General features: G+C 47.2%; 22 protein-coding genes. 9 read left to right on the top strand and 13 right to left on the bottom strand.

What is annotated here, in order from left to right; all coding sequences use genetic code 11:
• Window positions 1–495 precede the first annotated feature (495 nt).
• Both AAE250_RS17610 and AAE250_RS17615 read left to right on the top strand, forming a co-directional pair.
• The gene (locus tag AAE250_RS17610; protein ID WP_294599677.1) at window positions 496–684 is read left to right on the top strand and encodes a hypothetical protein; all 189 of its coding nucleotides are present in this window, start codon (window positions 496–498) and stop codon (window positions 682–684) included.
• Window positions 668–1,270 carry a GNAT family N-acetyltransferase gene (locus tag AAE250_RS17615; protein ID WP_294599674.1) on the top strand — a complete coding sequence of 201 codons (603 nt, stop codon included), beginning with the start codon at window positions 668–670 and terminating at the stop codon, window positions 1,268–1,270. The genes AAE250_RS17610 and AAE250_RS17615 overlap by 17 nt, the downstream gene beginning before the upstream one ends.
• 34 nt (window positions 1,271–1,304) lie before the next feature.
• Here AAE250_RS17615 and AAE250_RS17620 read toward each other — a convergent pair whose 3' ends face one another.
• Window positions 1,305–3,896, bottom strand: a complete 2,592-nt coding sequence (locus AAE250_RS17620; RefSeq protein WP_294599671.1) for a carboxypeptidase-like regulatory domain-containing protein — start codon at window positions 3,894–3,896, stop codon at window positions 1,305–1,307.
• Window positions 3,897–3,903: 7 nt separating this feature from the next.
• Window positions 3,904–4,773, bottom strand: a complete 870-nt coding sequence (locus AAE250_RS17625; RefSeq protein WP_294599668.1) for a GLPGLI family protein — start codon at window positions 4,771–4,773, stop codon at window positions 3,904–3,906.
• Window positions 4,774–4,947: 174 nt separating this feature from the next.
• Here AAE250_RS17625 and AAE250_RS17630 point away from each other — a divergent pair, with 174 nt between their 5' ends.
• The gene (locus AAE250_RS17630; RefSeq protein WP_294599665.1) at window positions 4,948–6,438 is read left to right on the top strand and encodes a sensor histidine kinase; all 1,491 of its coding nucleotides are present in this window, start codon (window positions 4,948–4,950) and stop codon (window positions 6,436–6,438) included.
• 31 nt (window positions 6,439–6,469) lie between these two features.
• Window positions 6,470–7,150, top strand: a complete 681-nt coding sequence (locus AAE250_RS17635) for a response regulator transcription factor (RefSeq protein ID WP_294599662.1) — start codon at window positions 6,470–6,472, stop codon at window positions 7,148–7,150.
• A 7-nt stretch (window positions 7,151–7,157) separates the two neighbouring features.
• On the opposite strand, the gene AAE250_RS17640 is transcribed toward AAE250_RS17635, so the two are convergent.
• Window positions 7,158–8,672 (bottom strand): S41 family peptidase, encoded by a 1,515-nt coding sequence (locus AAE250_RS17640; protein WP_294599659.1) that lies wholly within the window; start codon window positions 8,670–8,672, stop codon window positions 7,158–7,160.
• Between the two features lie 184 nt (window positions 8,673–8,856).
• Here AAE250_RS17640 and AAE250_RS17645 point away from each other — a divergent pair, with 184 nt between their 5' ends.
• The gene (locus tag AAE250_RS17645; RefSeq protein WP_294599656.1) at window positions 8,857–10,026 is read left to right on the top strand and encodes a mechanosensitive ion channel family protein; all 1,170 of its coding nucleotides are present in this window, start codon (window positions 8,857–8,859) and stop codon (window positions 10,024–10,026) included.
• Between the two features lie 15 nt (window positions 10,027–10,041).
• On the opposite strand, the gene AAE250_RS17650 is transcribed toward AAE250_RS17645, so the two are convergent.
• Both AAE250_RS17650 and AAE250_RS17655 read right to left on the bottom strand, forming a co-directional pair.
• Window positions 10,042–11,112, bottom strand: coding sequence for an endonuclease/exonuclease/phosphatase family protein (locus AAE250_RS17650; protein WP_294599654.1), 1,071 nt, complete (start codon window positions 11,110–11,112; stop codon window positions 10,042–10,044).
• Between the two features lie 24 nt (window positions 11,113–11,136).
• Window positions 11,137–12,603, bottom strand: coding sequence for an aminoacyl-histidine dipeptidase (locus AAE250_RS17655; protein WP_294599651.1), 1,467 nt, complete (start codon window positions 12,601–12,603; stop codon window positions 11,137–11,139).
• A gap of 184 nt (window positions 12,604–12,787) precedes the next feature.
• Between AAE250_RS17655 and AAE250_RS17660 the strand changes: the two genes are divergently transcribed.
• Window positions 12,788–13,021, top strand: a complete 234-nt coding sequence (locus AAE250_RS17660; RefSeq protein WP_294599649.1) for a hypothetical protein — start codon at window positions 12,788–12,790, stop codon at window positions 13,019–13,021.
• A gap of 25 nt (window positions 13,022–13,046) precedes the next feature.
• On the top strand, window positions 13,047–13,649 hold the full coding sequence (locus tag AAE250_RS17665; protein ID WP_294599647.1) for an OmpH family outer membrane protein: 603 nt from the start codon (window positions 13,047–13,049) through the stop codon (window positions 13,647–13,649).
• Window positions 13,650–13,754: 105 nt separating this feature from the next.
• Here the strand turns inward: AAE250_RS17665 and AAE250_RS17670 are convergent, their stop codons facing one another.
• The 4 genes from AAE250_RS17670 to AAE250_RS17685 form a co-directional block, all read right to left on the bottom strand.
• Window positions 13,755–14,237, bottom strand: a complete 483-nt coding sequence (locus AAE250_RS17670) for a copper resistance protein NlpE N-terminal domain-containing protein (RefSeq protein ID WP_294599644.1) — start codon at window positions 14,235–14,237, stop codon at window positions 13,755–13,757.
• A gap of 39 nt (window positions 14,238–14,276) precedes the next feature.
• A complete protein-coding gene (locus tag AAE250_RS17675; protein ID WP_294599641.1) occupies window positions 14,277–15,572 on the bottom strand; it encodes a hemolysin family protein in 1,296 nt (431 codons plus the stop codon).
• Between the two features lie 110 nt (window positions 15,573–15,682).
• Window positions 15,683–16,564: a DUF4595 domain-containing protein gene (locus AAE250_RS17680; RefSeq protein ID WP_294599639.1), complete on the bottom strand. Its 882-nt coding sequence runs from the start codon at window positions 16,562–16,564 to the stop codon at window positions 15,683–15,685.
• Window positions 16,565–16,583: 19 nt separating this feature from the next.
• Window positions 16,584–17,957: a S41 family peptidase gene (locus tag AAE250_RS17685; RefSeq protein WP_294599636.1), complete on the bottom strand. Its 1,374-nt coding sequence runs from the start codon at window positions 17,955–17,957 to the stop codon at window positions 16,584–16,586.
• A 321-nt stretch (window positions 17,958–18,278) separates the two neighbouring features.
• Between AAE250_RS17685 and mnmA the strand changes: the two genes are divergently transcribed.
• The gene (gene mnmA / locus AAE250_RS17690; RefSeq protein ID WP_294599871.1) at window positions 18,279–19,343 is read left to right on the top strand and encodes a tRNA 2-thiouridine(34) synthase MnmA; all 1,065 of its coding nucleotides are present in this window, start codon (window positions 18,279–18,281) and stop codon (window positions 19,341–19,343) included.
• Here mnmA and AAE250_RS17695 read toward each other — a convergent pair.
• The 3 genes from AAE250_RS17695 to AAE250_RS17705 all read right to left on the bottom strand — a co-directional run bounded on the left by AAE250_RS17695 (window position 19,334) and on the right by AAE250_RS17705 (window position 20,945).
• Window positions 19,334–19,996 (bottom strand): response regulator transcription factor, encoded by a 663-nt coding sequence (locus AAE250_RS17695; RefSeq protein ID WP_294599633.1) that lies wholly within the window; start codon window positions 19,994–19,996, stop codon window positions 19,334–19,336. The two genes, mnmA and AAE250_RS17695, sit on opposite strands and share 10 nt — an antisense overlap.
• An 87-nt stretch (window positions 19,997–20,083) precedes the next feature.
• The gene (locus tag AAE250_RS17700; protein WP_294599632.1) at window positions 20,084–20,674 is read right to left on the bottom strand and encodes a DUF4251 domain-containing protein; all 591 of its coding nucleotides are present in this window, start codon (window positions 20,672–20,674) and stop codon (window positions 20,084–20,086) included.
• 67 nt (window positions 20,675–20,741) lie between these two features.
• Window positions 20,742–20,945, bottom strand: coding sequence for a hypothetical protein (locus tag AAE250_RS17705; protein ID WP_294599884.1), 204 nt, complete (start codon window positions 20,943–20,945; stop codon window positions 20,742–20,744).
• Between the two features lie 115 nt (window positions 20,946–21,060).
• Between AAE250_RS17705 and AAE250_RS17710 the strand changes: the two genes are divergently transcribed.
• Entirely contained in the window at window positions 21,061–22,107 is a 1,047-nt protein-coding gene (locus AAE250_RS17710) for a sugar kinase (protein WP_294599629.1), read from the top strand.
• Window positions 22,108–22,123: 16 nt separating this feature from the next.
• Here AAE250_RS17710 and AAE250_RS17715 read toward each other — a convergent pair whose 3' ends face one another.
• Complete coding sequence (locus tag AAE250_RS17715) at window positions 22,124–23,299, bottom strand: MFS transporter (protein ID WP_294599626.1); 1,176 nt, start codon at window positions 23,297–23,299, stop codon at window positions 22,124–22,126.
• Between the last annotated feature and the right edge of the window lie 244 nt (window positions 23,300–23,543).

Raw genomic sequence — 23,543 nt, forward strand, 5'->3', positions numbered from 1 at the left:
TTTCATCGCCTATTAAAGTTAGTTTATAAAAAATAGGGATTGACTATATATTTAAATAATTAGTACTTCGTATTATTTTATATGAATGTAAAATGTTGATCTTTAAAATATTGAATCCTTGTTGCAAACAATTTTATTAAATTTTTCCTTGCTTATATTTGCTAATGTCTGCACTAATTAATACCTTTGTCAGTGCTTTGTGCTGTCTCTTATATAGAGACGTTACTAATTCTTTTGCAGAATCTGCTGCAATTACTTCAATTATAAAAGGGAAAAAGGACAATATTTTTCTTACCTTGCCTAGGATTAGAAATACTGAAAGTAAAAGAAATAGGCACGTAACAGTCAACACTCATAGTAGACCTTTAAAAAAGGTTAAGGATATAGGCTAATCAACCACCAATTAGAGATTTGACTTGTATATTCGTTATCTTTGTGCCATGATAATGCTGTTGATGTGTAAGTATTAAGTATATAGTATAAAAAAAGATAGATATGGCTCGACCGATTCAAAATACCCCTACTCTTAAAGGCGAAGATGCAAAGAGATTCAGAAAGAATCTTGTGGAATCTTTGACTAAGAAACTTACACCTGAAGAAGAGGAAGATAAGAAAAGAGAAATTAAGGAAATGGAGGAAAGCTACAATCTATTAGCATCAATATCAGGTGGAACATTCTATTAATTTTTGGGAGTTGCTTGAATTAGGAAAAATAAAAGTGACTCTACTAAATAAGGATTATACTTTTAAGTCGTTTGATTGTGGCAATGCTGATTTGAACGACTTTTTGATTAGTGATTCAAAAGTTTATCTAAAATATCTCCGATATACTACTACTCTGATAGAAACAGACAGTCAAATCATAGCATATTATAGTCTTGCAAATGATTTATTAAGTATTTCAGATCGTCAAGATTTTGCAGATGAAATGGAAGATAGCAAAAGCAAAATAGATTTTGAGTTTTGGGAGAAATTCCTAAATCAAAAAATGTATCCTGCTGCTAAGATAGGAAGGTTAGCAGTTGATAAGAATTTCCAAGATCAGGGAATTGGCACATTCCTTATAAGATCATTGGTTCAAAGTTTTATAAAAAGAAATAAGACTGGATGTCAATTCATCACAGTGGATGCTATCAATGACAATTCTCAAAGAACTATAAGATTCTATGAGAAGAATGGATTTAAGCTGCTAACAATGAATGATGTATGTAAAGAATCAAGGCAAATGTATAAGTCACTGCTAGAATATATAGATCTTGAAAACGTTTAAAAACCTACTTTATTTAATTATCATATCCCTATTCTCAAAACTGATATCCTACCTTTACCATTCCCTCCCTCGGACGTATATTCAACCATGAAGTGCTGCTTTGTGTGGCAGAGTAGAGTGTGTAGGCATACTCCTTCTTGTTGAACAGATTGTTGAAGCTGGCTTCCAGCCGCCACTTCTTTGTTTTATAGACGAGCGATGCATCTGCAAATAAGGTGTTGAGGTGTGTATCGTTACTCAGGTCGTTCCGGTAATGCTCTCCGGAGAGGCGGATGTCGACGTGTCCGATGCTGAAGGTGAGGTGCAGGCGCTGAACGATGTCCAGCAACGGAGTGAGGTGCGTGTCGGTACCTATCTTACTGCCGCCATAACCGATGGTAGCGTGATATTCGGCTTCAAAGCTGCCGGCGGGTGACCAGATAAGTTTCGGTTCTGCTTTCAGATAATCGTAGCGGTACTTTTGCAGCAGGCTTGTACCGGAAATCTGCGTTAGCTGTTGCCCCGTACTGCGGCTCAATTGCAGGTTGAGCGATGTTTTCAGGTTCCAGTCGTAGAAACCTTTGGAAATGGTGCTGAGCAACGACCAGTTTTCGGTATGGTTGGCGTGTTCACGACGGGTGTAGATGATGGTGTTTTCCGATATGCTTTGCTCGTTCAGCGTATTGTAGTGCGTGCGCTGATAGGCCAGTGTGGCGGTGACGAAGAATTCTTGTACGGTATTCTTGTATTCGCCGTAAAGATTGTAGAGCTGGCGGGTGCTGACGGGGAAGAGACCACTCGCATTCCTCCACGTACGGTAATCCGTCTGATAACTGAAAGGGCACAGATCGGTGACGTCTCCTGCGGAGCGGTTCAGGCTGCCGTAAAGGGAGAAGCGCCAATGATAATCGAGTTGGTAGCGCAGGTAGAGCGATGGGTTGAAGAATAAGAAAGAGCGTTGCTGTGCAAAATATCGTTTGAAGTTGAGGGGCAGGGTGATGCTTCCCAGCCATTTATCCCGTTCCAGTTGAAAGTAAGGGGAGAGGTAGAAGGATAGGTTGGAGGCATTGAATGTCTCCTCCGATAGGGGATGATGCTCTTCGTTCGCAGGAGAATGGTATTTCACTGTAGCCCACTCGCCTTGCATGCCGGCAGTGTATTGGCGGGTAAAACCGTTGCGCTTTTTCAGGTAACTGGCTTTGTTGTCGCTGTAGAGGTTCTGTTGCCGGAACTTGCTTTTCCCGTCGGACAAGGACAGTGAAGAAGGTACATACGCGTATTGTGTTGCAGAGTTGAATTCCCAGGTTGCCTTTTCTTCGTTGCGAATGAGATTGAAGAAGTTCTTTGCTGTCAGTTGTGAGGTGCGGACGGTTTGTTGCAACTCGCGGGAGGTGCCCCGGTTTATTTCACTCTCCACGAGGAAGCGGTTGGCCAGGTAGTGGCGGGTGTTGTTGTCTTCGTAGTGTGCCTCTGCATGACCGGCGTCGCTCAGCAGACGATAGTGGTAGGATTCTTCCATGCTTATGGTGTCGTCCGGCTGATAATAGGTCAGTGTGTTTCCGCGTTGCTGGCTGATTTGATCGTGGGTATATCCGGCTTGCAGGCGCAGCGAGCGTTCATCGTTCCATTTGTACATGCGGTTGGCGTTCAGTGTATGCGTCTTGTTGAAAAGCAGACGTTCTTTGTCGAGCGGAGCGGTGATGCCCGGCTGCGTCAGGAATTTGTGAAGGGGGATATCCTGTGAGGCATTGTTTATCAGTACGCTTTGTTCGCGGCTGAGGTCTTTGCCGTTGTTGTTTGTCTTGTAGTTGTAGACGCTTTGGTTACCTTTTCCCAGTTGCAGGGCATTGGCAGCGCCCTCCCAAAGGAACTCGCCTGTGCTGTTGTTGTCGCTGCCCTGTCCGTTGTGCGTTTCCGGTGTTCCGTCGCTCCAACCGACTCCCAGTGTACTGTTTACTATCCATTGGTCGTGGGCTTTTGGGTCGAGCTTCAGGTTCAGTGCCACTTCATCGGAACTGATTTTACCTTTCAGTGCCTTTACCGACTGGTAGTTCTCCATGATCTCTGCCGACTTCACTGCCTTGGCACTGAGGTTGTTGTTGATTTGATTGTATCGTCCGCCCGTAACATCCATGCCTTCTACAAAATAATGGTCGATGGCTTTACCTTTGTACTTTACTTGCCCGTTTTCTTCTACATCCACTCCCGGCAGTCGCTTCAGCACGTCCTTGATATGTACGTCCTTGGACGATGCAAACTGTGCCAGGTCGTATCTGACGGTATCTTTTCGTGTACTGATGCGCCCCGGACGTATCACGACCTCCTTCAGTGCGATGGCTTCGGGTTGCAACGCGAAGTCCAACCGACGGCCCTGGCGGACGTCGCACGCCTCCCGCCGATAGCCCAACAGGGAGGCGGAGACTTGCAACGTGCCGCTGTACTTCCAAGATAGCGAGTACTGGCCTTTGGAGTCGGTTAACGTATAATCTATTGTTATGTTTCCGCGTGTCACGCTGATCATAACCCCCTCCAGCGGTTGATGACTTTCAGAATCGGTCACTGTTCCACTCAGGGTTTGTGCTTGCAACTGGATGGTGATTGCTGCCAGTAAGCCTATCAGGTGTAATGCAATCATTCTCTTTTCCATAAAATATTTATTTCTCCCGTTCCAATGGGTTATAAGGCATATTCTTAGGATTCTTTGTCTTATTTCCCTGGTCGTCGCTGACCGTCACACTGACATTGGGCATACTTCCCGTGATGAATCCTATGGGATCAGCATAGTACCGTTCGTGGATTTTATTGTATGCCTTGCGGTTTACCGGTTCGTAATCCTTGCCGTTGAAGAGTAGGGGGCGATAGGAGTGGCATTGCTCTATGCCGGTGCAGGTAAAAGAATAATGTCCTTCACTGTCTTCCGCCTTCAATATCAATCCGGGCAGTCCGAACAGCTTCCACGGTCCTTCACTGGACGGAACGTCGGGAGTGAACCAAGCCGTCCAGTTTCTTCCTTTGAACCGGCATTCTGCTTTGGTGCAGAGATACGAAAGAATGGTTGCAGTGTCTGTGGTCAGCGTCCACACCGGGCGTTCTTCCGTTTCTTCGCAGCGCAGGCGGTTGATGTCTCCTGCTATCTCGTCGAGGGTGGTTACCCGGCCTGCCGGATATCTTTTGTAGGTCTGCTCGCTCAGCCTGCTTTGTCCGAACTGCTTGCTATGCTCTATCATTACCTCGCGCGAAACGTTGTTGGCAATGTCGGCAGCCAGTACCGAGTCGCCTACATACTTGGTGTAGCTGTAGAATCGGGAACATTTCTTGCCTACTTCCAGCATCATTGTTTCCTGGAAGCGTTCCTTTTTCAGCGTGTCCGTGCAGCCGTCCACTTCGTACTGCATTCTGTATACCACCTGGTCGATGGTATCTTTCCTGAAGACCTTCCCGGTGCCGATGCTGATGTTCATTTGTGCTTGCATTGCCAGCGCTGTGAATGCCAGCAATGCGGTGAGTGCGGTTCTTTTTTTCATCTTCTTTTCGTTTTAGGGTTTATGTTTCTCTGCTGCAAATCTATGCGGAAACCCGGTTTGACGGGTACGAAAGTTATTACTGAAATATTACTCTGTCTGAAATATCCGCCTCGCGCGTACTGCTGATTCCCGGAAAGGGCTACCTTTGTGCTGTACAAAACGAATGCGAGGAAAATGGAACGAAGAATTAAGATAGTATGGGCGTTGTCGCTGATATCCATGCTGCTGATAATAGCGGGGCAGGGGTATTGGCTGTGGAACCAGTATCAGTATAAGAACGAAGAATATGCCGGAGAGATACGTCAGCGGGTGATGGAAGCTGTTGCACTGAATGATTCTATCCGGCAGGAACAGCCCAAGAAGGTATTCGGAAAGTCGAATAATCCCTTTTTCAGATCCAGTGTCAATATAGAGATGAGTAAGCAGGACTCGGTGTCCCAGCCTGAGGAACACTGTACGCGCGTTTATATCGTCGGTTCCGTGACTGACGATGCCACCGACAAACTGCAGGAAGCCGTCAAGGCCGGCATTTCCCTTCCTGGGGTGGGAAAGGACAGCGTTGCCTATCTGGATACAATCGTGATACGTGATGAAAGTGGTTTTCTGTTGGATATGAGTTTCAGTCATGCAATGGCTGCCTACCTGTTGCAGGTCGACGTTCCTTTCACCTTGCAGCGCTTCGACTCCGTGCTTGCCACAAGGCTCGACGGCATGACCTTCCGTACCGAACTGATTTTGCCGAAGGACACGCTCTATCAATGGGTAGAAACGGTAGAAAAGATTGGCAGCCGCCTGTATCCTACCGTCCGCGTAGTTTATCCTTATAACCCCATGAAGCGCCAGTTGGTACAGATAGATGTGCAGGTAATGCCCCATACCCTTCTGCTGCGCATGGGTTGGCAGCTCCTTGGCAGTTTGTTTATGATACTCTTGCTGGCAGTCTGCCTTTGGTTCCAGATTAAGACCATCTTGAAACAACGCCGCATTGACGAACTGCGCAAAAGTTTTGTAAACACCATGATACACGAACTGAAACGCCCCGTGCAAGCCTTGAAGATGTGCGTCTCTTTCCTTAACGATAAGGCCATGCGCATCGACGAACAGGCGATGGACGAAGTGGTGCGTGACTCCATTTCCGAACTCGATAACCTCTCGGCCTATCTGCAGAAGTTGCGCGACATGACCCGCGCCGATGATGAACAGACTCAACTTTCCCTGAGCACCTTCGATCTGAAACCGGTAGTAGAGAAACTGATACGTCTGCAACATGCTCCCGAAGGTAAACAAGTGACTTTTGAAACGCAACTTGCAGATCCTCTCCTCGTCACCGCCGACCCGGTGCACATTGCCAATATTATCAGCAATCTGATAGAGAATGCCGTAAAATACTCCGGCTCTTCTGTCCATATCCTGATAAGTTGTGTCCTGCACGACCATCAGCTGACCCTTAAAGTTGCGGACAATGGTATCGGCATCCCCGCCTCCGAGCAAGCCCGCGTATTCGATAAGTTCTATCGTAGCAGCAACCTGCCCGACCGATCGCTACCCGGTATCGGCCTGGGCCTGAGCTACGTCAAACTGCTTGTAGAAGCCCATCGCGGCACAATCTCCTTGACGAGCCAGGTTGATAAAGGTACCACCCTCGAAATCCATATCCCCCAATAACCCCCAACTTTTCACTTTTAATTTTTAATTAATGAAAATTCTTTTTGCCGACGATGACCTGAAGTACTCCATGCTTCTGAAGCGCTTTCTCGAAAAAGAAGGCTATGAGGTGGTTTATGCCGGTAACGGTACGATCGCTCTCGAACAATTCCCCCTCGTCAAGCCCGACCTTGTTCTGCTTGATATCAATATGCCCGGCCTTAACGGCTTCGAAGTAGCCGAACGAATCCGTGAAGCGGACCGACACGTACTCATCTTCTTCCTTTCCGACCGCAGCGACAAAGCCGATCGCCTTCAAGGCTTTCAGCTTCGCGCCAACGACTACCTTGCCAAGCCTTTCTATCCCGAGGAACTGATTGCCCGCATCCGCGAACGCTTCGCCTCGCAACTGTCCGAGGTGGTGGAAGAGGAGACCTATTCCTTCGGCAATTCCGTATTCAACTACAGCACCAATGAAATCCGTACCGGAAACAGTAAAGTTCTGATAACCTCCCGCCAGGCGGATATTCTTCGTCTGCTTGCGTTGAACAAGAATGTCTCCGTTGCCCGCGACCGCTTGCTGGAAACTGTGTGGGGAAGTAGCTCTTATTCCAATTCGCTTGCTCTGAATGTTCAGATTACTTATCTGAGGAAGGCATTAAAAAACGACCCAACCGTAAAGATTGAGTCGTTGATGAAAAAAGGATATGTGCTTATGGCCGATGCAGATTGAGCTACGGCTATTTCCTGATTTTCTCCAAGATACTGTTGTCAATACGTTTGCCGAACAGTGGACTGGTAGGAATAAACTTCGTATCATATCTGAGGCCGCTGATACTACGAGTTGTCGGCGGGATGTCTGTCTTTCCGGCTCTGAGGAGAGCTTCTCTCAGCATTGTTTCCTGCTCATCTCCCAATTGATATCCATCCATCGGATCATCTTGTATCTCATTGCCCAGGGGAGGAGTCAGGCCGTCGGGCATGCACGGGTTCTCCCCATTCTTGTCCGCATAGCGGTTGATCATGACGTAAATTCCCCAATTCTTGATTTCCTTGGGAGATACATCCTTCCCGTTTTTGTCTACATATACATCTTTGGGAGCGAGCGTCATCCCTGTACAATATTTGCCATGTGAATTCGTTCCGATGAGTTCTATGTCCATATAAGGCATTAAACCTATCAGAATCGATTCGGAGGCTGATGCCGTGCCGCTGCTTATCAAGGCATAGATCTTCTTTAATCCGATATTATACCCTTTTGTATCGATACTTATGAGATTGCCACCGGTGTCACGAATTGCAAAGGCAGTGCCAAAATAAGTATTTAAGTCCTCCCCCTGCGATTTGAAATAAGCCATATAGTCATCATTCCAGATCTCGGTTTCGTAAATGTCTTTGTTGTCCACATTTGCCTGGGGTGCCAGCATAGATGCCAACGCCAGTTCTGTAAAGACGTAGCCACCTCCATTATAGCGGAGGTCAAGGATTAGTTCGGTAACTCCTGCTTCTTTGAACTCACCGCATATTTCTTTTAATTTGAATACGGATTCTATGTCAAAGCCACTGTATGCAAGATAACCTACCTTTTTGCCGGCACAATCAAAGATTTTAGTGGCAAGTATCGGGTTTTCGTACATCCTGATGGAGGTAAGGGACATGTTTTCGCCCTTAGCAATGCCTTTGTCTGTTTGAACTCCCATGCCGAGTGTGATACTGGAACTGTATAAGGCGTCCAGATAGTTAGCTTCCGTGATATCTTGTCCGTTCAGGGAAATAATAATATCGCCACGCTTCATACCTGCTTTTGCTGCCGGACTGTTTTCATAAACATAGCTCACAATGAAAAAGTATGTACCGGTGTTTGAAAACTTTCCGAGCATTAAATCATAGCCATAGGTAGTTGCAACACCTTGCATACCGCTTGTCAGGCCCTCATAGTCATTCGTCAGCATTGTCCACCTGTCTACCTCCTTCCCATTTTCTTTGTAGCGGATATCATTGACGGTTTTGATAGGATCTTCATTCGTATCCGGATCCAGCAGCTTAATGCCTGCACTGATCTCCCGTTTCCATAAATATACATCCGATAATATATCGTCGGCAAACTGGTTGGCATAGTAGATTTCGTCCGTAGTGACACGTTCGTCCGGAGTTTCTTTTCCTCCGCCTCCATTGTTCTCATCATTATCTTTGGAACAGCTGCTCATAAGGCTGAGCAAGAACAGAGCTGTGAAAATAAAGTGGTTCCTTTTCATGCAAATGTGTTTTTAGAAGTTTTTATGATTGCGAAGTAAGTCAATTTAAAATAAATTCTATTATGTTTTGATAAAAAACACGCTGCTCTCTTGTATTTTTATTGATAAGTGCTTCTGGAAGGGTTACTAAAACATCTTTATCTCTGATTTGTTATATAAATAAAGAACTGCAAAAAGAAACTTTATGATGAGCTTAGGAGGATGGATGAACAAGATCCTGATAGGGTGGGGAGTAGACCCGAAGTTTGCTGACATGTTTGATGAAACGATTATTGCATTGTTGATGGTAGGACTGTCGATAGGCTTGGACTATCTGTGCCAGGCAATATTCGTAGGAGGCATGAAGCATTATACCAAACGGTCTCCTCACCGCTGGAATACCTTACTTATGCAACGGAAAGTGGTGCATCACCTGATCCATATCCTGCCGGGAATCCTGATTTACTTTCTGCTTCCTTTTGCCTTTGTGCGGGGAAAGGAGATGCTGGACTTCTCGCAGAAGGTATGCATCGTTTATATCATTGCGGCAGTGCTGTTTACTATCAACGGCCTGTTGCTGGTGATATTCGATGTGTATAATTCGAAGGGGAAGCAGAAGAACCGGCCGATGAAGGGATTTGTCCAGGTGCTTCAGGTGATACTGTTTTTTGTAGGCGGTATTGTTATTATTTCCGTGCTGATGAATAAGTCTCCTATGACTCTGTTTGCCGGACTGGGTGCTTCGGCGGCGGTGCTGATGTTGGTTTTTAAGGATAGTATTCTGGGATTTGTGGCAGGCGTACAGCTTTCTGCCAATGACATGCTGCGTATCGGAGACTGGATAGCGTTGCCCAACGGCGTCGCTAACGGTACGGTGGAGGAAATAACGCTGAATACGGTGAAAATACGTAACTGGGATGAAACTATCTCTACCGTACCACCTTATACACTTGTGAACAACTCTTTCCAGAACTGGCGCGGCATGCAGGAGAGCGGTGGGCGCCGGGTGAATAAGAATATCTACCTGGATATGACAACACTGAAGTTCTGCACGCCGGAGATGCTGGACACAATCCGCAAAGAGGTTCCTCTAATGGCCGATTATCAGCCGGCAGAGGGAGAGGTACCCACCAATGCACAACTCTATCGTATCTATATCGAACGCTACTTATGCAGCCTCCCGGTGGTGAACCAAGATATGGATTTGATTATCAGTCAGAAGGAACCGACGACTTACGGTGTACCTATTCAGGTCTACTTCTTTTCACGCAATAAAGTTTGGAAGGAGTACGAACGCATTCAGTCTGATATATTCGACCACTTGCTGGTGATGGTGCAGAAGTTTGATTTGAAGCTGTATCAGTATTCCAATTAATCTACCCGACCTGCGTTAATAGAGCAATCGGAACTCTGCATATACAGGCAGATGATCGCTATATCCGGCCTGGTACTTCATTCCGTAGTAAGTGCGGAAGGGTTGCTTTCCGCCATACTTCGCATCTTTGGTCAGGAGGAAAGGCGGGCGGAATACCTCTGCTTGTGTTTCATCGGTATAGAGTGGAGAGGTTTCTTGCAGCAGATTGCCCGATACGATAATATGGTCCAGCAGTCCCCATTCTCCCTGGTATTTATAGCTGCCGAAATGCTTGCGGGTAGCTGCTTTTCCTGCCAGGAGGTGGTAGAGTTTTTGTGTGTGGAGGGATTCCGGTGAAGCGGGAGGTGCTTCAGCCGCCAGGACTTGCCGTACGGATTTGTTGTCTGGATAGTCGTTGAAGTCTCCTAAAAGTATGATTTGTGGATGCTGACGCACTGTGAAGAGGCTGTCTGCTGCACTCTTCATCTTCTTTGCCGCCAGCAGCCGATAGGGTTCGGATTCTTTGGCACCTCCCGAACGGGAAGGGAAATGAGCCACGAATACATCCAGTGTGTCCCCGTTCATCATCAACCCGCTGACGTGAAGAATATCGCGTGTAGGGCGACTGCTCTTATGGGGCTTATCCACCGGGAGACTCTGGTAAGAAAGCAGTTTGAAGACACTCCGCTGATAGAGCAATGCCACATCGATGCCGCGTTCGTCGGGCGATTGGGTCATGACATAGCGATAGCCGGCTTCCCGCAGGGCGGAGTAGCGGGTGAGGTCGCGCATTACGCTGTCATTCTCCACTTCGCACAGGGCAACAAGTGCGGGAGGCATCCAGCCACCAACGGCAGTAATGACACGGGCAATGTTATCCAGTTTCTTCTTGTACTTGGAGTAGTTCCAGTGCCGCACTGCATCGGGCAGGAATTCATAATCATTTTTTAGTGTATCGTGCCGGGAGTCAAAGAGATTCTCTACATTGTAGCTTACCACCCGGAAAGTAAGCGTATCTTTCTTCTCTTGCCCGTACAGATGGAAGTACGGGCAGAGAAAAAAGAATAATAGGACGCAAATGCTATTGCGTATCAGTAGTTTATACATGCTGAGGGGAAACTGTACCCGGCATTATGCCTGTTTCTTCTCCGGAATATGTTTCAGGATATCCAGCAAGTGTTTCCAGAATTTATCGACGGTAGGAATCAGCATCCGTTCGTCGGGAGAGTGTACGCCTTGCAGGGTAGGACCGAAGGAAATCATATCCAGCGTAGGATACTTGTCGAGGAACAGACCGCATTCCAAACCCGCATGAATGGCTTTTACCTTGGCATCCACGCCAAACAGACGCTTGTATGATTCGGTAGCTACTTCCAGAATCTCTGAATGCGGATTGGGCTTCCATCCGGGATAGCCGTCACTGAAGGTTACTTTAGCTCCACCCATCTCGAATACGGTACGTACCATATTGGCAATATCCCGTTTGGACGATTCGGTAGAACTGCGTTGGCTGGTTTCGATGCGGATGATATGGTTGGGTTTCATCTTTATGGAAGCCAGGTTAGTGGAGGTCTCCACCAGGCCGGGAATGTCCTGGCTCATGGCATATACACCGTGTGGAGTGGCATAAATGCTTTGCAACAAGCGCTTGGTGGTATCTTTATCAATGGCTTTCGTACGGGCAGGCTCCGATTCGAGTACGAACTGCAAGTCCGGCTCTACTACGGCATATTCAGCCTCTGCTTCGGCGGCAAATACATTGAGGTCGGTACGCAAGGCATGTTTGTCGGCATCGGGGATGGCGATTACGGCGTGGGCTTCGCGTGCAATGGCGTTGCGCAGGTTGCCGCCGTCTATCTCGCAGAGATACATATCATATTTCTTGAATGTCTGGCTGAGGAAACGGTTTAACAATTTGTTGGCATTACCGCGTCCCAGGTGTATGTCACCGCCGGAGTGTCCGCCTTTCAAACCTTTTACCAGAACATTGCAGCAGAAGTAGCCGGCAGGTACATCTACCTCCCTATAGCTGAATTCAGCCACAGAGTCTACACCGCCTGCACAACCGATGAAAAGTTCGCCTTCATCTTCGGAGTCGAGGTTCAGCAGAATGTCTCCGTTCATAAAGCCTTCTTTCAAGGCAAAGGCGCCGGTCAGTCCCGTCTCTTCGTCTACGGTGAACAAGCATTCGATGGGACCGTGCTCAATGCTGTCGTCGGTAAGGATAGCCAGTTCGGTGGCAACGCCGATACCATTGTCTGCTCCCAGCGTAGTTCCTTTGGCTTTCAGCCATTCGCCGTCTATCTCTGTTTCGATGGGGTCGGTGAGGAAGTCGTGCTTCACATCGTTGTTCTTCTCGCACACCATATCGACGTGCGATTGCAACACTACTGTTTTACGGTTTTCCATGCCCGGGGTGGCAGGTTTCTTTATCAGAACGTTTCCGGCTTCATCCACCTTTGTTTCCAACTTATGCTTTTCTCCGAATGCTTTTAAGTAAGCGATAATCTTTTCTTCCTTTTTGGAAGGGCGTGGCACTTGGCAGATTTCTTCAAAATAATGAAATACACCGGCCGGTTTTAAGTCTTTCTTTTCCATATTAAATTCTTTATGAATGTTCGTATTTAACCTCTTACTGCTAAATATGGTTAAATTGATTGGCTATTTTATTTCCCTTTCTCTTTTTTTAGAGTAAAAAAGGTGAGTTAGTCCAACCAAAGCCCTATATTTGCACCCACAAAAATAGTGAGAACACTGTTTTCGCGTAACAAAATTAATGGAAATGCTCGATACAATATTGATAACTTTGTTAATAGTTGCTATTTGCATTGTTTTATTAGGTGTAAAGGTCTTTTTTGTGAAAGGCGGCAAGTTTCCTAATGGACACGTCAGCGGTAGCAAAGCAATGCGGGATAGAGGTATCGGCTGCGTACAGTCGCAAGACCGGGAAGCACAACGCAAATCCCGTTTCTCCATTGATGAACTGGAAAAAGCCTTAAACGATAGTATGAACTAATTTTAAAAACAATATTTATCAAATTATGAAGAGATTAAACTACCTCATGAACGGTTTGGCAGCTCTTGCACTGATCGTTTTATTTGCTCAATGTGCCGGCAATACTGATAAACAGACAACAAACGCTCCTGCACAAGCCGGCGGATTATCTGAAATGAAAATAGCTTATGTTGAGATAGATACGCTTCTGGCAAAATATAACTATTGCATCGATTTGAATGAAGCTATGGTGAAGAAGAGTGAGAATGTTCGCCTGACGCTGAACCAGAAAGCCAACGAGTTGGACAAGCAGAAGCAGGAATTCCAGACCAAGTATCAGAACAACGCCTATCTTTCTCAGGAAAGAGCACAGCAGGAGTATAACCGCATCGCCAAGCTGGAACAAGACTTGCAGAACCTGAGTAACAAATTGCAGTCTGAGTTGATGAGCGAAAACGAAAAGAACAGCCTGCAGTTGCGCGATTCTATCAATGCTTTCCTGAAAGAGTATAATAAGACGAAGGGTTACAGTATGATTATCAGCAATACCGGTTTCGACAACCTGCTGTATGCTGACAGTGTTTACAACATCACCCGTGAGATTCTGGAAGGCTTGAATGCAAGATATTCTTCTCCGGTAAAGAAATAAAAGATACTGATTTCGTTAACATAGAATTAATATTGATATGAAACAGCCGGAATCGTTCTGTAGAGAATGATTCCGGCTGATTTGTTTTTATAGGTAAGGTGGTGGTTATTTCACTTGAATGATGTCATAGTTCAAGTCGCTTACTGCCTCCTGCAGGCTGTCGTTGACCAGGCGCAGGGTGGTGTCGTTGACAACTACAAAGTAGACAGGAGTGTCTCCGTCGTTCGGAGTCAGCTTGATGGCTGTCTTTTTCTTGTTATTGACGTCTTTCTGGATAACCTGTTTCTTCCCTTTGGAAGTAAAGCTCTTGTTCTTTCCGGGACCGTCGGCATCCAGGTAAGTGGTTACCAGGGTGTAGCCGCTTTCTCCGTCGGGACCTACACTGTCTACGCTCAATACATACTGGATGCCCGGACCGTCGGCTGCAGGAAGGATACCTTCGTATACGGCTACGGCAGACGAGTCATTGCCGGCAACGGTCATTACACCTTCGTCCATGTCTGCGGCGGTGTTGTTGTTCTGAGTTCCTTTTGATTGGCAGGATACCAATGCAGCGGCGATAGCTGCAATCATCATTACTTTTTTCATTGCTTTAATGGTTTAAGTTAATATAAAGACGCAATAGCGTTATTTATCATCTTCTTCTCTTTTGATGACGAGCAGTTTGTCCACTCTTCCACGGTCCATATCCACCACCTCGAAGTCCAGATTCTTGTAGCTGAACAAGTCTCCGGCTTTCGGCACGCGGCCGATGAGGAACATGGCAAGACCGCTCAGGGTGGTAAAGTCCTCTTCCTTCAGGTCATCATAGTTCAAAATGCCCATCGTCTCCATAAAGTCGTCCAGATTCATGGAGGCTTCTACCAGCATGGAGCCGTCCTGACGTACTACAATCTCTTCTTCTTCCATTTCGTTCTCTTCGAGGATGTCTCCGAAGATGCTTTCCGTCAGGTCGTGCAGGGTGATGATACCCTCTGTATTTCCATACTCGTCTACAACAACTCCGAACTTGTTTTTGTTCTTCTTAAAGAGCTCTAAAACCTTTTTTGCATACAAACTTTCGGGAATGAACAGGGCGGGACGGGCAATATTGCGCAGATCGAACGGCTGCTCGCCGCCCATCATCAGAATGATATCTTTCACGGAAACTACGCCTATAATCTCATCTTTCCCTCTTTCTACCAGCAGGTATTTGCTGAAATGCTGTTCGTGAATGGTGCGCAGCACCTCTTCCCGCGTATCTGTGGGATGAAGCACTACGATGTCGCGGCGGTAAGTCATCAGGTCGTTGGCGCGCTTGTCCGAGAAGCGGAATACGTCACGCAGCATTTCTGTTTCTTCCTTGTCGATGACGCCTTGTTCCGAACTTTGGTGCAGAATCATTTTCAGCTCGTCTTGTGTCATGGGACGTTCTTCGTCGCTGTTCAGTCCGATGAACTTGTTCACCAGTTTGGTGGAAGCGCTCAGCAGGCAGACAAAAGGATAAGAAACTTTGGTAAGTACAATCATGAAGGGGCTGAGCATCGTTGCCCATCTTTCGGGATTGCTCAAGGCGATGGATTTGGGTACCAGCTCGCCTATGATGAGCGACAGATAGGTGATGATGGCTACCACTGTAATCATGGCGAGGGTTTTGGCATAGGCTGCCGCTCCCGGAATCAGGAGGAACAGTGGTTCTACGTCATCGGAAATGGTGGCACCACCATAGGCACCGGACACGATACCGATCAGAGTGATACCGATTTGAATGGTAGAAAGGAATTTCTCCGGTTCTTCCAACTGTTTCAGTACTCCTTTGGCTCTTTTGTTTCCTTTTCCAACAAGGGTTTCAAGACGTGCTTTACTCGACGATACCAGAGCGATTTCATACATGGCAAAGATACCGTTCAAAATAAGTAACAATAGAATAATAATGAATTCCATAAATAGGATTGCGAATAGTTATGCCGCAAAGATAATATTTTCTGAGAATCTACTGTTAATATTGGCTTTTGTTAGAAATAATAAACAATAAAAAGATAAAACAGGGGGAATTACTCGATGGTATAGTTCACTGTACGTCTGTAGTCTACGCCATAACTGTTAGTAACTTCCCGGCAGGAGGTAACAATCCCCCGGTCGTCGAGCGTGTACGTATAGGTCGTAATTTCTTTGCTTTCTTCGTTATTGTCCGGGCTGAGTTGAGTAATCAGGTAGTCGAAGGGTTCGCCCAGCAGCTTTCCATATATGGCAACGGTATGCATCGAAAGCGGGTGCTGGTCTGCAAGGTAGGGGTAAGGAATTTCGGAGACGTTTGCTATTTCATCGCCCGGCGAAGTGATGGCGGTGCCGGCATGCTCAAAATCTCCTACTTTCTGCTTGATGTGTATGCTTCGGAAGCCGCTGAATTCAATATCGACAGAGGAGTAAACTGCTCCGTCGCCCAGTTTCTCCGTAATGTTCGTCAGGTAATGTTTGTCTTCGGTGTTGACGAGGTACGAGAAAGTATAGGTACGGAGATTTGCTCCGGGTTCCTGACGGGTGCAATTTACGGCGTAGCCTTTATCATTCAGCGTATAGGTAGACACAGTGCCGGTATCATCAGTAACTACGGCTTGATGGTCGCTGTATTCTACGCTGCTGCCTCCTTCTATTTCAAAGGTTTCTCCTCCGGCATTGAAATTTTGCAGGTAAGTGTAGCTGTACAGCCTTCCCGACTTGTCGTAAAGATAGGTTTGGGTAACGATGACCGGTTCTGCGTCACTCTCTACGACCTCTTTCAACTGGATTTTGGAGAAAGAGGTGACAGGGTGTACAGCCGGTTCCGGTTCCTCTTTGCCATTGTTATCATCATCACTACAGGCTGCCAGTCCGCCGATGAGTAGCAGGCTGAATAGTATTCTTGAAAATGCGGTAGTTAACTTGTTTAGTTTCATCTTGCCTATGTTTTATTTATTATTTTATGCGGACGGAGTTGCTTGCTCTGCGGTCGATGGAACTGGCAATGGTAGTAACTTTTAAAGAACCGGTTTCCTCTTCCGTAGGTGGCTTTATGCTTCCATTGATGGCGCCGAGTGCAGTGGCCAGCAATGCCTCATCCGGGTTGCCGAAGGGCAGGAAGCGTGCCATATCACTGGTCTCGCTGACTGTATATTCCGAATATTCGGGGCTGAATCCTGCTTCGTAGTCCGATTCTCCTTTTGAATTATAAATCTTGCAGACGATGGGATTCATTGTGATCATCAGTTCCGGGCTGGCAAAGTTTCTGGAACCTACATTCTTTCCTACGGTAGTTCCACCGATGACAACCACATCCATATAAGGCTTGAGGCAGTTGATAACCATCTCCGAAGCAGAGGCAGTCTGGCTACTGGTAAGTACGTAGAGTCTTTGTAAATTCAGGTTTGCCCCGTTCCCGATAAGCGCTGCATTGAAAGTAAACGGAACTTCCTGCGGATTGAAACGATTGTTGAATTCCAGGTGTCCCATGCTTTGCCCCAGAGCGGAAGAGGGAGCCAGCATGACGCACATCAGTTCGGCACAACTCAGAAGTCCTCCGTTGTTATAGCGTAAATCAAGAATAAACTCATTCACCTGTTGGGAAGAGAAGTACTGGAATGCACTGCGCAGGTCATTGTCGTACTCGTTGCTGTTATCCGTAGGGCCGGAACTGAAATGGTTGTAGACCAGGTAGCCGATGCGTTTGTTTCCTTCCGTATATACATTCTTATAATACACGGGATTATCGTTGACCTTGCGTGCCGAAGCTATTTTTCTTGGCTCGTCGTAGGCAACGACGGTGGCGGTTTCGGCATCATAGTAACCTACTGTGAGTTCCATGGCGGCGCTTCCGTACAACAGTTTTGCATTGTCCTTGGTGATGGGCTCTCCGTTCATTTCCATAATCCAGTCGCCGCGTTTCAGTCCGATGGCGGATGCCGGGCTGTCATCGGCAACGTAGAGCACGTGTGCATAGAGACCTTCGTCGCTGCCTAACTGGTCGGTGGTAAACTGAAAACCATAGCTATAGTCCGTATACGGGATGCTGCGGGTAGCAGAGATACTGACCAGGCTGTCGATGGAAGAGAACTTGTCTTCCTTTAAAAGGAGCGATGCATAGAACTTGAACGGCGCTTCGAAGTAATTCAACTTGTCGGTATGGGGAATCGCATCCACCCAATAATACCACACCCGCATGGTGTCGTCAATCCAGCGGTCGGTCTGCGTTTGGCCGGCATATTCTTTCCAGCGGTCCACTCCGCAGGAACTGAAATAGAGGGGGAGAATCAGTGCTCCCAATATGAGTATCAGTGTATTTCTTGCTTTCATAGCCGCAAAATTAGGAAATAGTTTGCTTATCCTACCACAAATATGGTATAAAATTCCCTATTGTATGTCATTGTCCCCTCCGGCTTACCCTCTTATCTTTGCAACATCTATTGCCGGAGACCTGAACCTAAGGCTCTTTTCAACTGTTACATTACTTGCTGTCGTATGAAACACTATTGCCCTTCATGCACAAGATGGCATCTTATGTAGCACAAGATGGCATCTTATACAACACAAGATGGCATCTTGTGCATGAAAGGAATAAGGGATGAAGATGAAAGGCAGTAATGATGTATCTGATAAGAATATATGTTTATGCCGATGAATACTGCTGTACTATTATCGGGAGGCGTGGATAGCTCTGTGGTTGTGCACCTTCTCTGCGAACAAGGCCACCGTCCTTCCCTGTTTTACATTAAGATAGGTAGGGACGATGCCGAGTATATGGACTGTTCTGCCGAGGAAGATTTGGAAATAGCCTCCGCCATTGCCCGCCGCTATGGTCTGCCCCTGGAAGTGGTGGACCTGCACCGTGAATATTGGGACAACGTTGCCGCCTATGCCATCGATAAGATTCGTCGCGGGCTGACTCCCAATCCGGACGTGATGTGCAACAAGCTCATCAAGTTCGGCTGTTTTGAGCAACGCGTAGGAAAGGAGTTCGATTTTACGGCAACGGGGCATTATGCCACCACCGTGCTGCAAGAGGGCAAGACCTGGCTGGGCACTGCCGTCGATCCCGTGAAAGACCAAACCGATTTCCTTGCCCAGATAGACGCCCTGCAAGTCTCCAAACTGATGTTCCCCCTGGGCGGACTGATGAAGCATGAAGTACGCGAGATAGCCCGGCGTGCCTCCCTGCCCAGTGCCCGCCGGCGCGACAGTCAGGGCATCTGCTTCTTGGGGAAGATTAATTATAACGACTTTGTCCGCCGCTTCCTGGGCGAGCAGGAGGGGGACATCGTGGAACTGGAAACGGGAAAGAAGTTGGGAAAACATCGCGGCTATTGGTTTCATACCATCGGCCAGCGCAAGGGGCTGGGGCTGAGTGGCGGACCGTGGTTCGTTGTCCGTAAGGACATTGCGGAGAATGTGGTTTACGTCTCGCGCGGTTATGATACGGAGCGGCAGTATGGAAATGAATTCCGTATGCACGACTTCCATTTCATTACGGACAATCCCTGGAAAGAACAACAGAAAGAGGTGGATATTACTTTCAAGATACGGCATACGCCCGAATTCATCCGGGGGAGGTTGTTGCACGAGGACGGAGGTTATCGCGTCATCTCGGAAGAGAAGTTGCAAGGCATTGCTCCGGGGCAGTTCGGGGTGGTTTACGATGAGGCTTCCCGGCTGTGCATCGGCAGCGGGGAGATTTATATATAATACTCCACTAAGTCTACGATGCCTGCTTTCATGGCATACTTGGTGGCTTCGTGCACATTGTTTACGCCCAGTTTCCGGAAGATGTTCTTCCGGTGACTGTTCACGGTATGAAAACTCAGGTTCCGCTCGGCGGCTATTTCCTTGGTTGTTTTTCCAAGGGCTATTTCTTTCAGAATACTCCGCTCGGCGGTAGTCAGCAAGTCGTCTTTGATGGCGGGATGGGCGGGAGAGGATGCGCCGCCGCCCGAAAGCAGCAGGTTGCTGACGTGGTTGCAGATGAAGCGCTCCTTGCGCGATGTACATTGCAGGGCGGTCCATATCTCTTCTTTGGAACTGTCTTTCAGCACAACTCCGAATGCCATGCTGCTGAACAATACTTGCCGCAGGAAGGGCATGCTCAACTCGTCCGAGAACAACAGCCAGTCGCATTCCTTGAAACGCTCGTGCAGTACAATCAGTTCGTCGGCACCGGAAAAGTCGAAAAGCGTGTAGTCCAGAATGACGACTGCCGCAGGATGCAGGCGCAACTGCTGTATCAGTTCTGCCTTGTTGCCGGCTTCCAGCAGGAGGGAGGTTTCTTTCTGCTTGCTTAGCAGAAACATCATTCCGGCTTTGGTGATGTCCTGGTTGTCTGCGATGATAAATTCTCTCATGACGTTCGTAAATAAAAAACTCCGCTGCAAATGTACACTTTTTATGTGATTTGCAGCGGAGTGAGATTATATATATTTAAAAGGGTTTTACCAGGAACGTCCCTTGAAGATATTGGATTGTTCCAGCGGAACGAGGTTTCCACTCAGGGTCATGGTGTTGGAATTGAAGTTCGGGCTGATGGTTACAGTGGCATTGTTGCCTCCATTGGTCAGCGTAAGGAATATTTGGGCAGAGATGCCGATACCCTGGATGCTGAAGTTGCAGTTTACGTTGCCTCTCTTGTCGGTAGTCATCTGGATGTCCGAAACGGTTCCGTCCACGGTTACACCGCCGATGCCGTTAGGACCGGGATAGACGGTATTGAAGGCCACCTGCACGGTGCCGCGTCCCTGGTTTACCAATACAAAGTTGGTGTTGGAGTTTACAAATGCAGTCTGTCCGCTGCGGAACATTACCTGGTCGGCTTCCATTACAAACTGATGTGCCTGCAAGGCGGCTACGGCGTCGTCATAGGATATGACGTCCTGTACTTGTTGTTCTGCTTTCAGCCGGGCACGCTCTGCGTCTCTCTGGGCTTTGCGGTCTGCGCGCTTTTCGGCTCTACTCTCTTGTGCATACATGGTGGTTGTGGCCATGCTTACCAATACTAATGCTGCTAATGCAATAAACTTTTTCATAATCGAATCTTTTTTGTTTAGGTTTAATAAATTGTTCGTTATAAGTTTATTGCAAGAACAATGCCTATCAGAGATTGTTCACCGGCTTTTTGATTATTTTATATCCGATAGCAGCAATAAAGATACTCATCAGCGGACTGACCAGGTTGAAAAAGCAGTAGGGGAGGTACGTCAGCGTGGGTACGCTCAAGATGGTGGCCATACCTACAAGAAAGGCGATGGGGAGGAGAGATACAAGAGGAGAGGGGATTTTATTATTGGTAGAGCTCATTGTAGTGTATTGGTTTATGAACGGTGCGAAGATAAGATAAATCAGGAGAAAGTTTCTGTTTATAGAGACATTTAGTATCTTTGTATCGCTCAATAATAAATAATAGTAAGGGCTAATGAAAGTAGTAACTTTTGGCGAAGTAATGCTTCGCCTCACCACTCCGGGTTTTCGCCGTTTCTCGCAAACCAATGAATTTATAGCAACTTATGGCGGTAGTGAAGCCAATGTCGCCGTGTCACTGGCACACTTTGGCATACCGACCGAGTTTGTCACCCGCTTGCCGGATAATGCCGTGGCTCGTGCCTGTATTGCATCTCTTCGCGCCAGCGGCTTGGGTACGGAGGGCATTGTTTGGGGAGGCAAGCGCTTGGGACTTTATTATCTGGAATGCGGTGCCGCTTTCCGTAATTCGAATGTAGTGTACGATCGCGAAGGCTCCTCCTTCGCCACACTCCGTCCCGGCATGATAGATTGGGAAAAGATATTTGCCGATGCCGGCTGGTTCCACTGGTCGGGTATTGCGGCTGCCCTTTCGCAAGACGGCGCCGATGCCTGCCGGGAAGCGCTCGAAGTAGCCCATCGCATGGGACTGACTATCTCCTGCGACCTTAACTTCCGTAAGAAACTTTGGAACTATGGCCGTACGGCTGCCGAAGTGATGCAGCCTTTAGTGCAATACAGCGATGTCATCTTCGGTGCAGAACCTGAATATCAGGAAATTCTTGGCGTACAGCCTGTCGGATTCAAAGCCGTTACTGCCGCCGATACCTCTTTCGAGTCCAATCTTCCGGCTTTTGAAGCCTTTGGGCAGAAAGTCTCTGCACTTGTGCCCCGTTGCCGGAAGGTGTTCCTTGAACTGCGCAATTCCATTACTTCGAATCACAATCTGCTTGCCGCTGTCCTTTACTCCGACGGCATCTTAAAGCATACCGGCATCTACGACATTGAGCATGAAGTGGACCGTGTCGGTGCAGGCGATGCTTTCGTCGGTGGCATGATATACGGTTTGATAACTTATCCGCATGATGACCAAAAGGCATTGGAGTATGCCCTTGCAGCTTCTGCACTGAAGAATACCGTTTTTGGCGATTTCAATCTTGTGACGGTAGAAGAGGTGGAGAGCCTGATGAACGGAAATACTTCGGGACGTGTATCGAGATAAGTGTATTTCTTTTTCTTCATTTCTTGGTACAAAGTGTGATGGTAAGTGATATTATTGTCAGCATTGCACCTATACCGGCTACACCGGCCCATCCCCATGCTTGCCAGCAACTGCCGGCAAGGAAGGTTCCCAGTGAACCGCCGATGAAATAGGTCGTCATAAAGATGGTATTTACCCGGTTGGAGGCCGAAGGGCAGATGTCGAAGATGCTTGTCTGGTTACTGAGTTGAATGCACTGCATACCTATATCAATGATTATGATACCGGCAATAATGCCTGCATAGCTGTTGCCGCAGAAATAAAGTAATGCCCACGCTAATATATTCAGTGTACAGCCTATGAAATTGAAGTTACGTATTCCTACAGTTTTTACATACTTACCCACAAAAGAGGCGGTAAGAGCCCCCGCTATGCCACATAAACCCAGTATCCCGATGACGTCGCTGCTTGCATAAAAAGGAGCTTCTCCCATTTTGAAGGCAAGGCACGACCACATGGCAAGAAATGAACCGAACACCAACCCGGAACGTACCGAATAAATACGTAGCGCCGGATAATCTCTCACCAACAAGAAGAGAGATTTCATTAAATCGGCATACTTTCCCTGAAATGTGGGGCGTATATCCGGCAGTACTTTCAGTACCACAATGGCGCAAACCAGCATCATGCCTGCTGCAATGAAGTACATTTCGCGCCATCCCAAAACCTCGCCTACAAACCCGCTGACAACACGCGATGCCAGTATTCCCGTCAACAATCCGGAGATGACGACACCTACATTCCGACCCTTGTTTTCGGGACGGGAGAACTGCGATGCTATCGGGACAAAGATTTGCGGTATCATGGAACAGATGCCCGTGATGAGCGATGCCGCCCAGATAATATAAATATTGGGCGCTACGGCAATACCCAGTAAGGAGAATATGAGCAAGAAGAAATTTATCAATATTATCTTTTTGCGCTGATAGAGGTCGCCCAACGGAACAATGAACAGCAATCCCAGGGCATAGCCCACTTGTGTAATCATGGCAATCAAGTTGGTTTTGAACTCAGAGACTCCAAGCTCATGGCGCATTATGTTCAGTAATGGCTGGTTATAGTACAGGTTTGCCACGGATATGCCTGCTACGATGGCAAGCGTCCAAAGTATATGTGGCGGCAATCCGCCGTTTTCTTTCAATTCTGGTTTCATACTGCAAAGATAGCTTCTTTCGATTGTATGAACAAGAGCCACATCTTTTTGCAGTTCTGGTTGTTATACTATTATTTTTTTTCTTTAGAAAACATCTGTAAGAGAACGAGATATGAATATGAAGGACAAATACAACAAAGTACCTCGCATAAGATCGCCTTCTGGTGATACTTTGGGTAATCTTACAGTTGTTTTGTCTGAGCTTCAGGTTAGAGAGTGAATTAAAAGAATGTGACTTAAATGT

The organism is Bacteroides sp. GD17 (assembly GCF_038448625.1).
Taxonomy (GTDB): domain Bacteria; phylum Bacteroidota; class Bacteroidia; order Bacteroidales; family Bacteroidaceae; genus Bacteroides.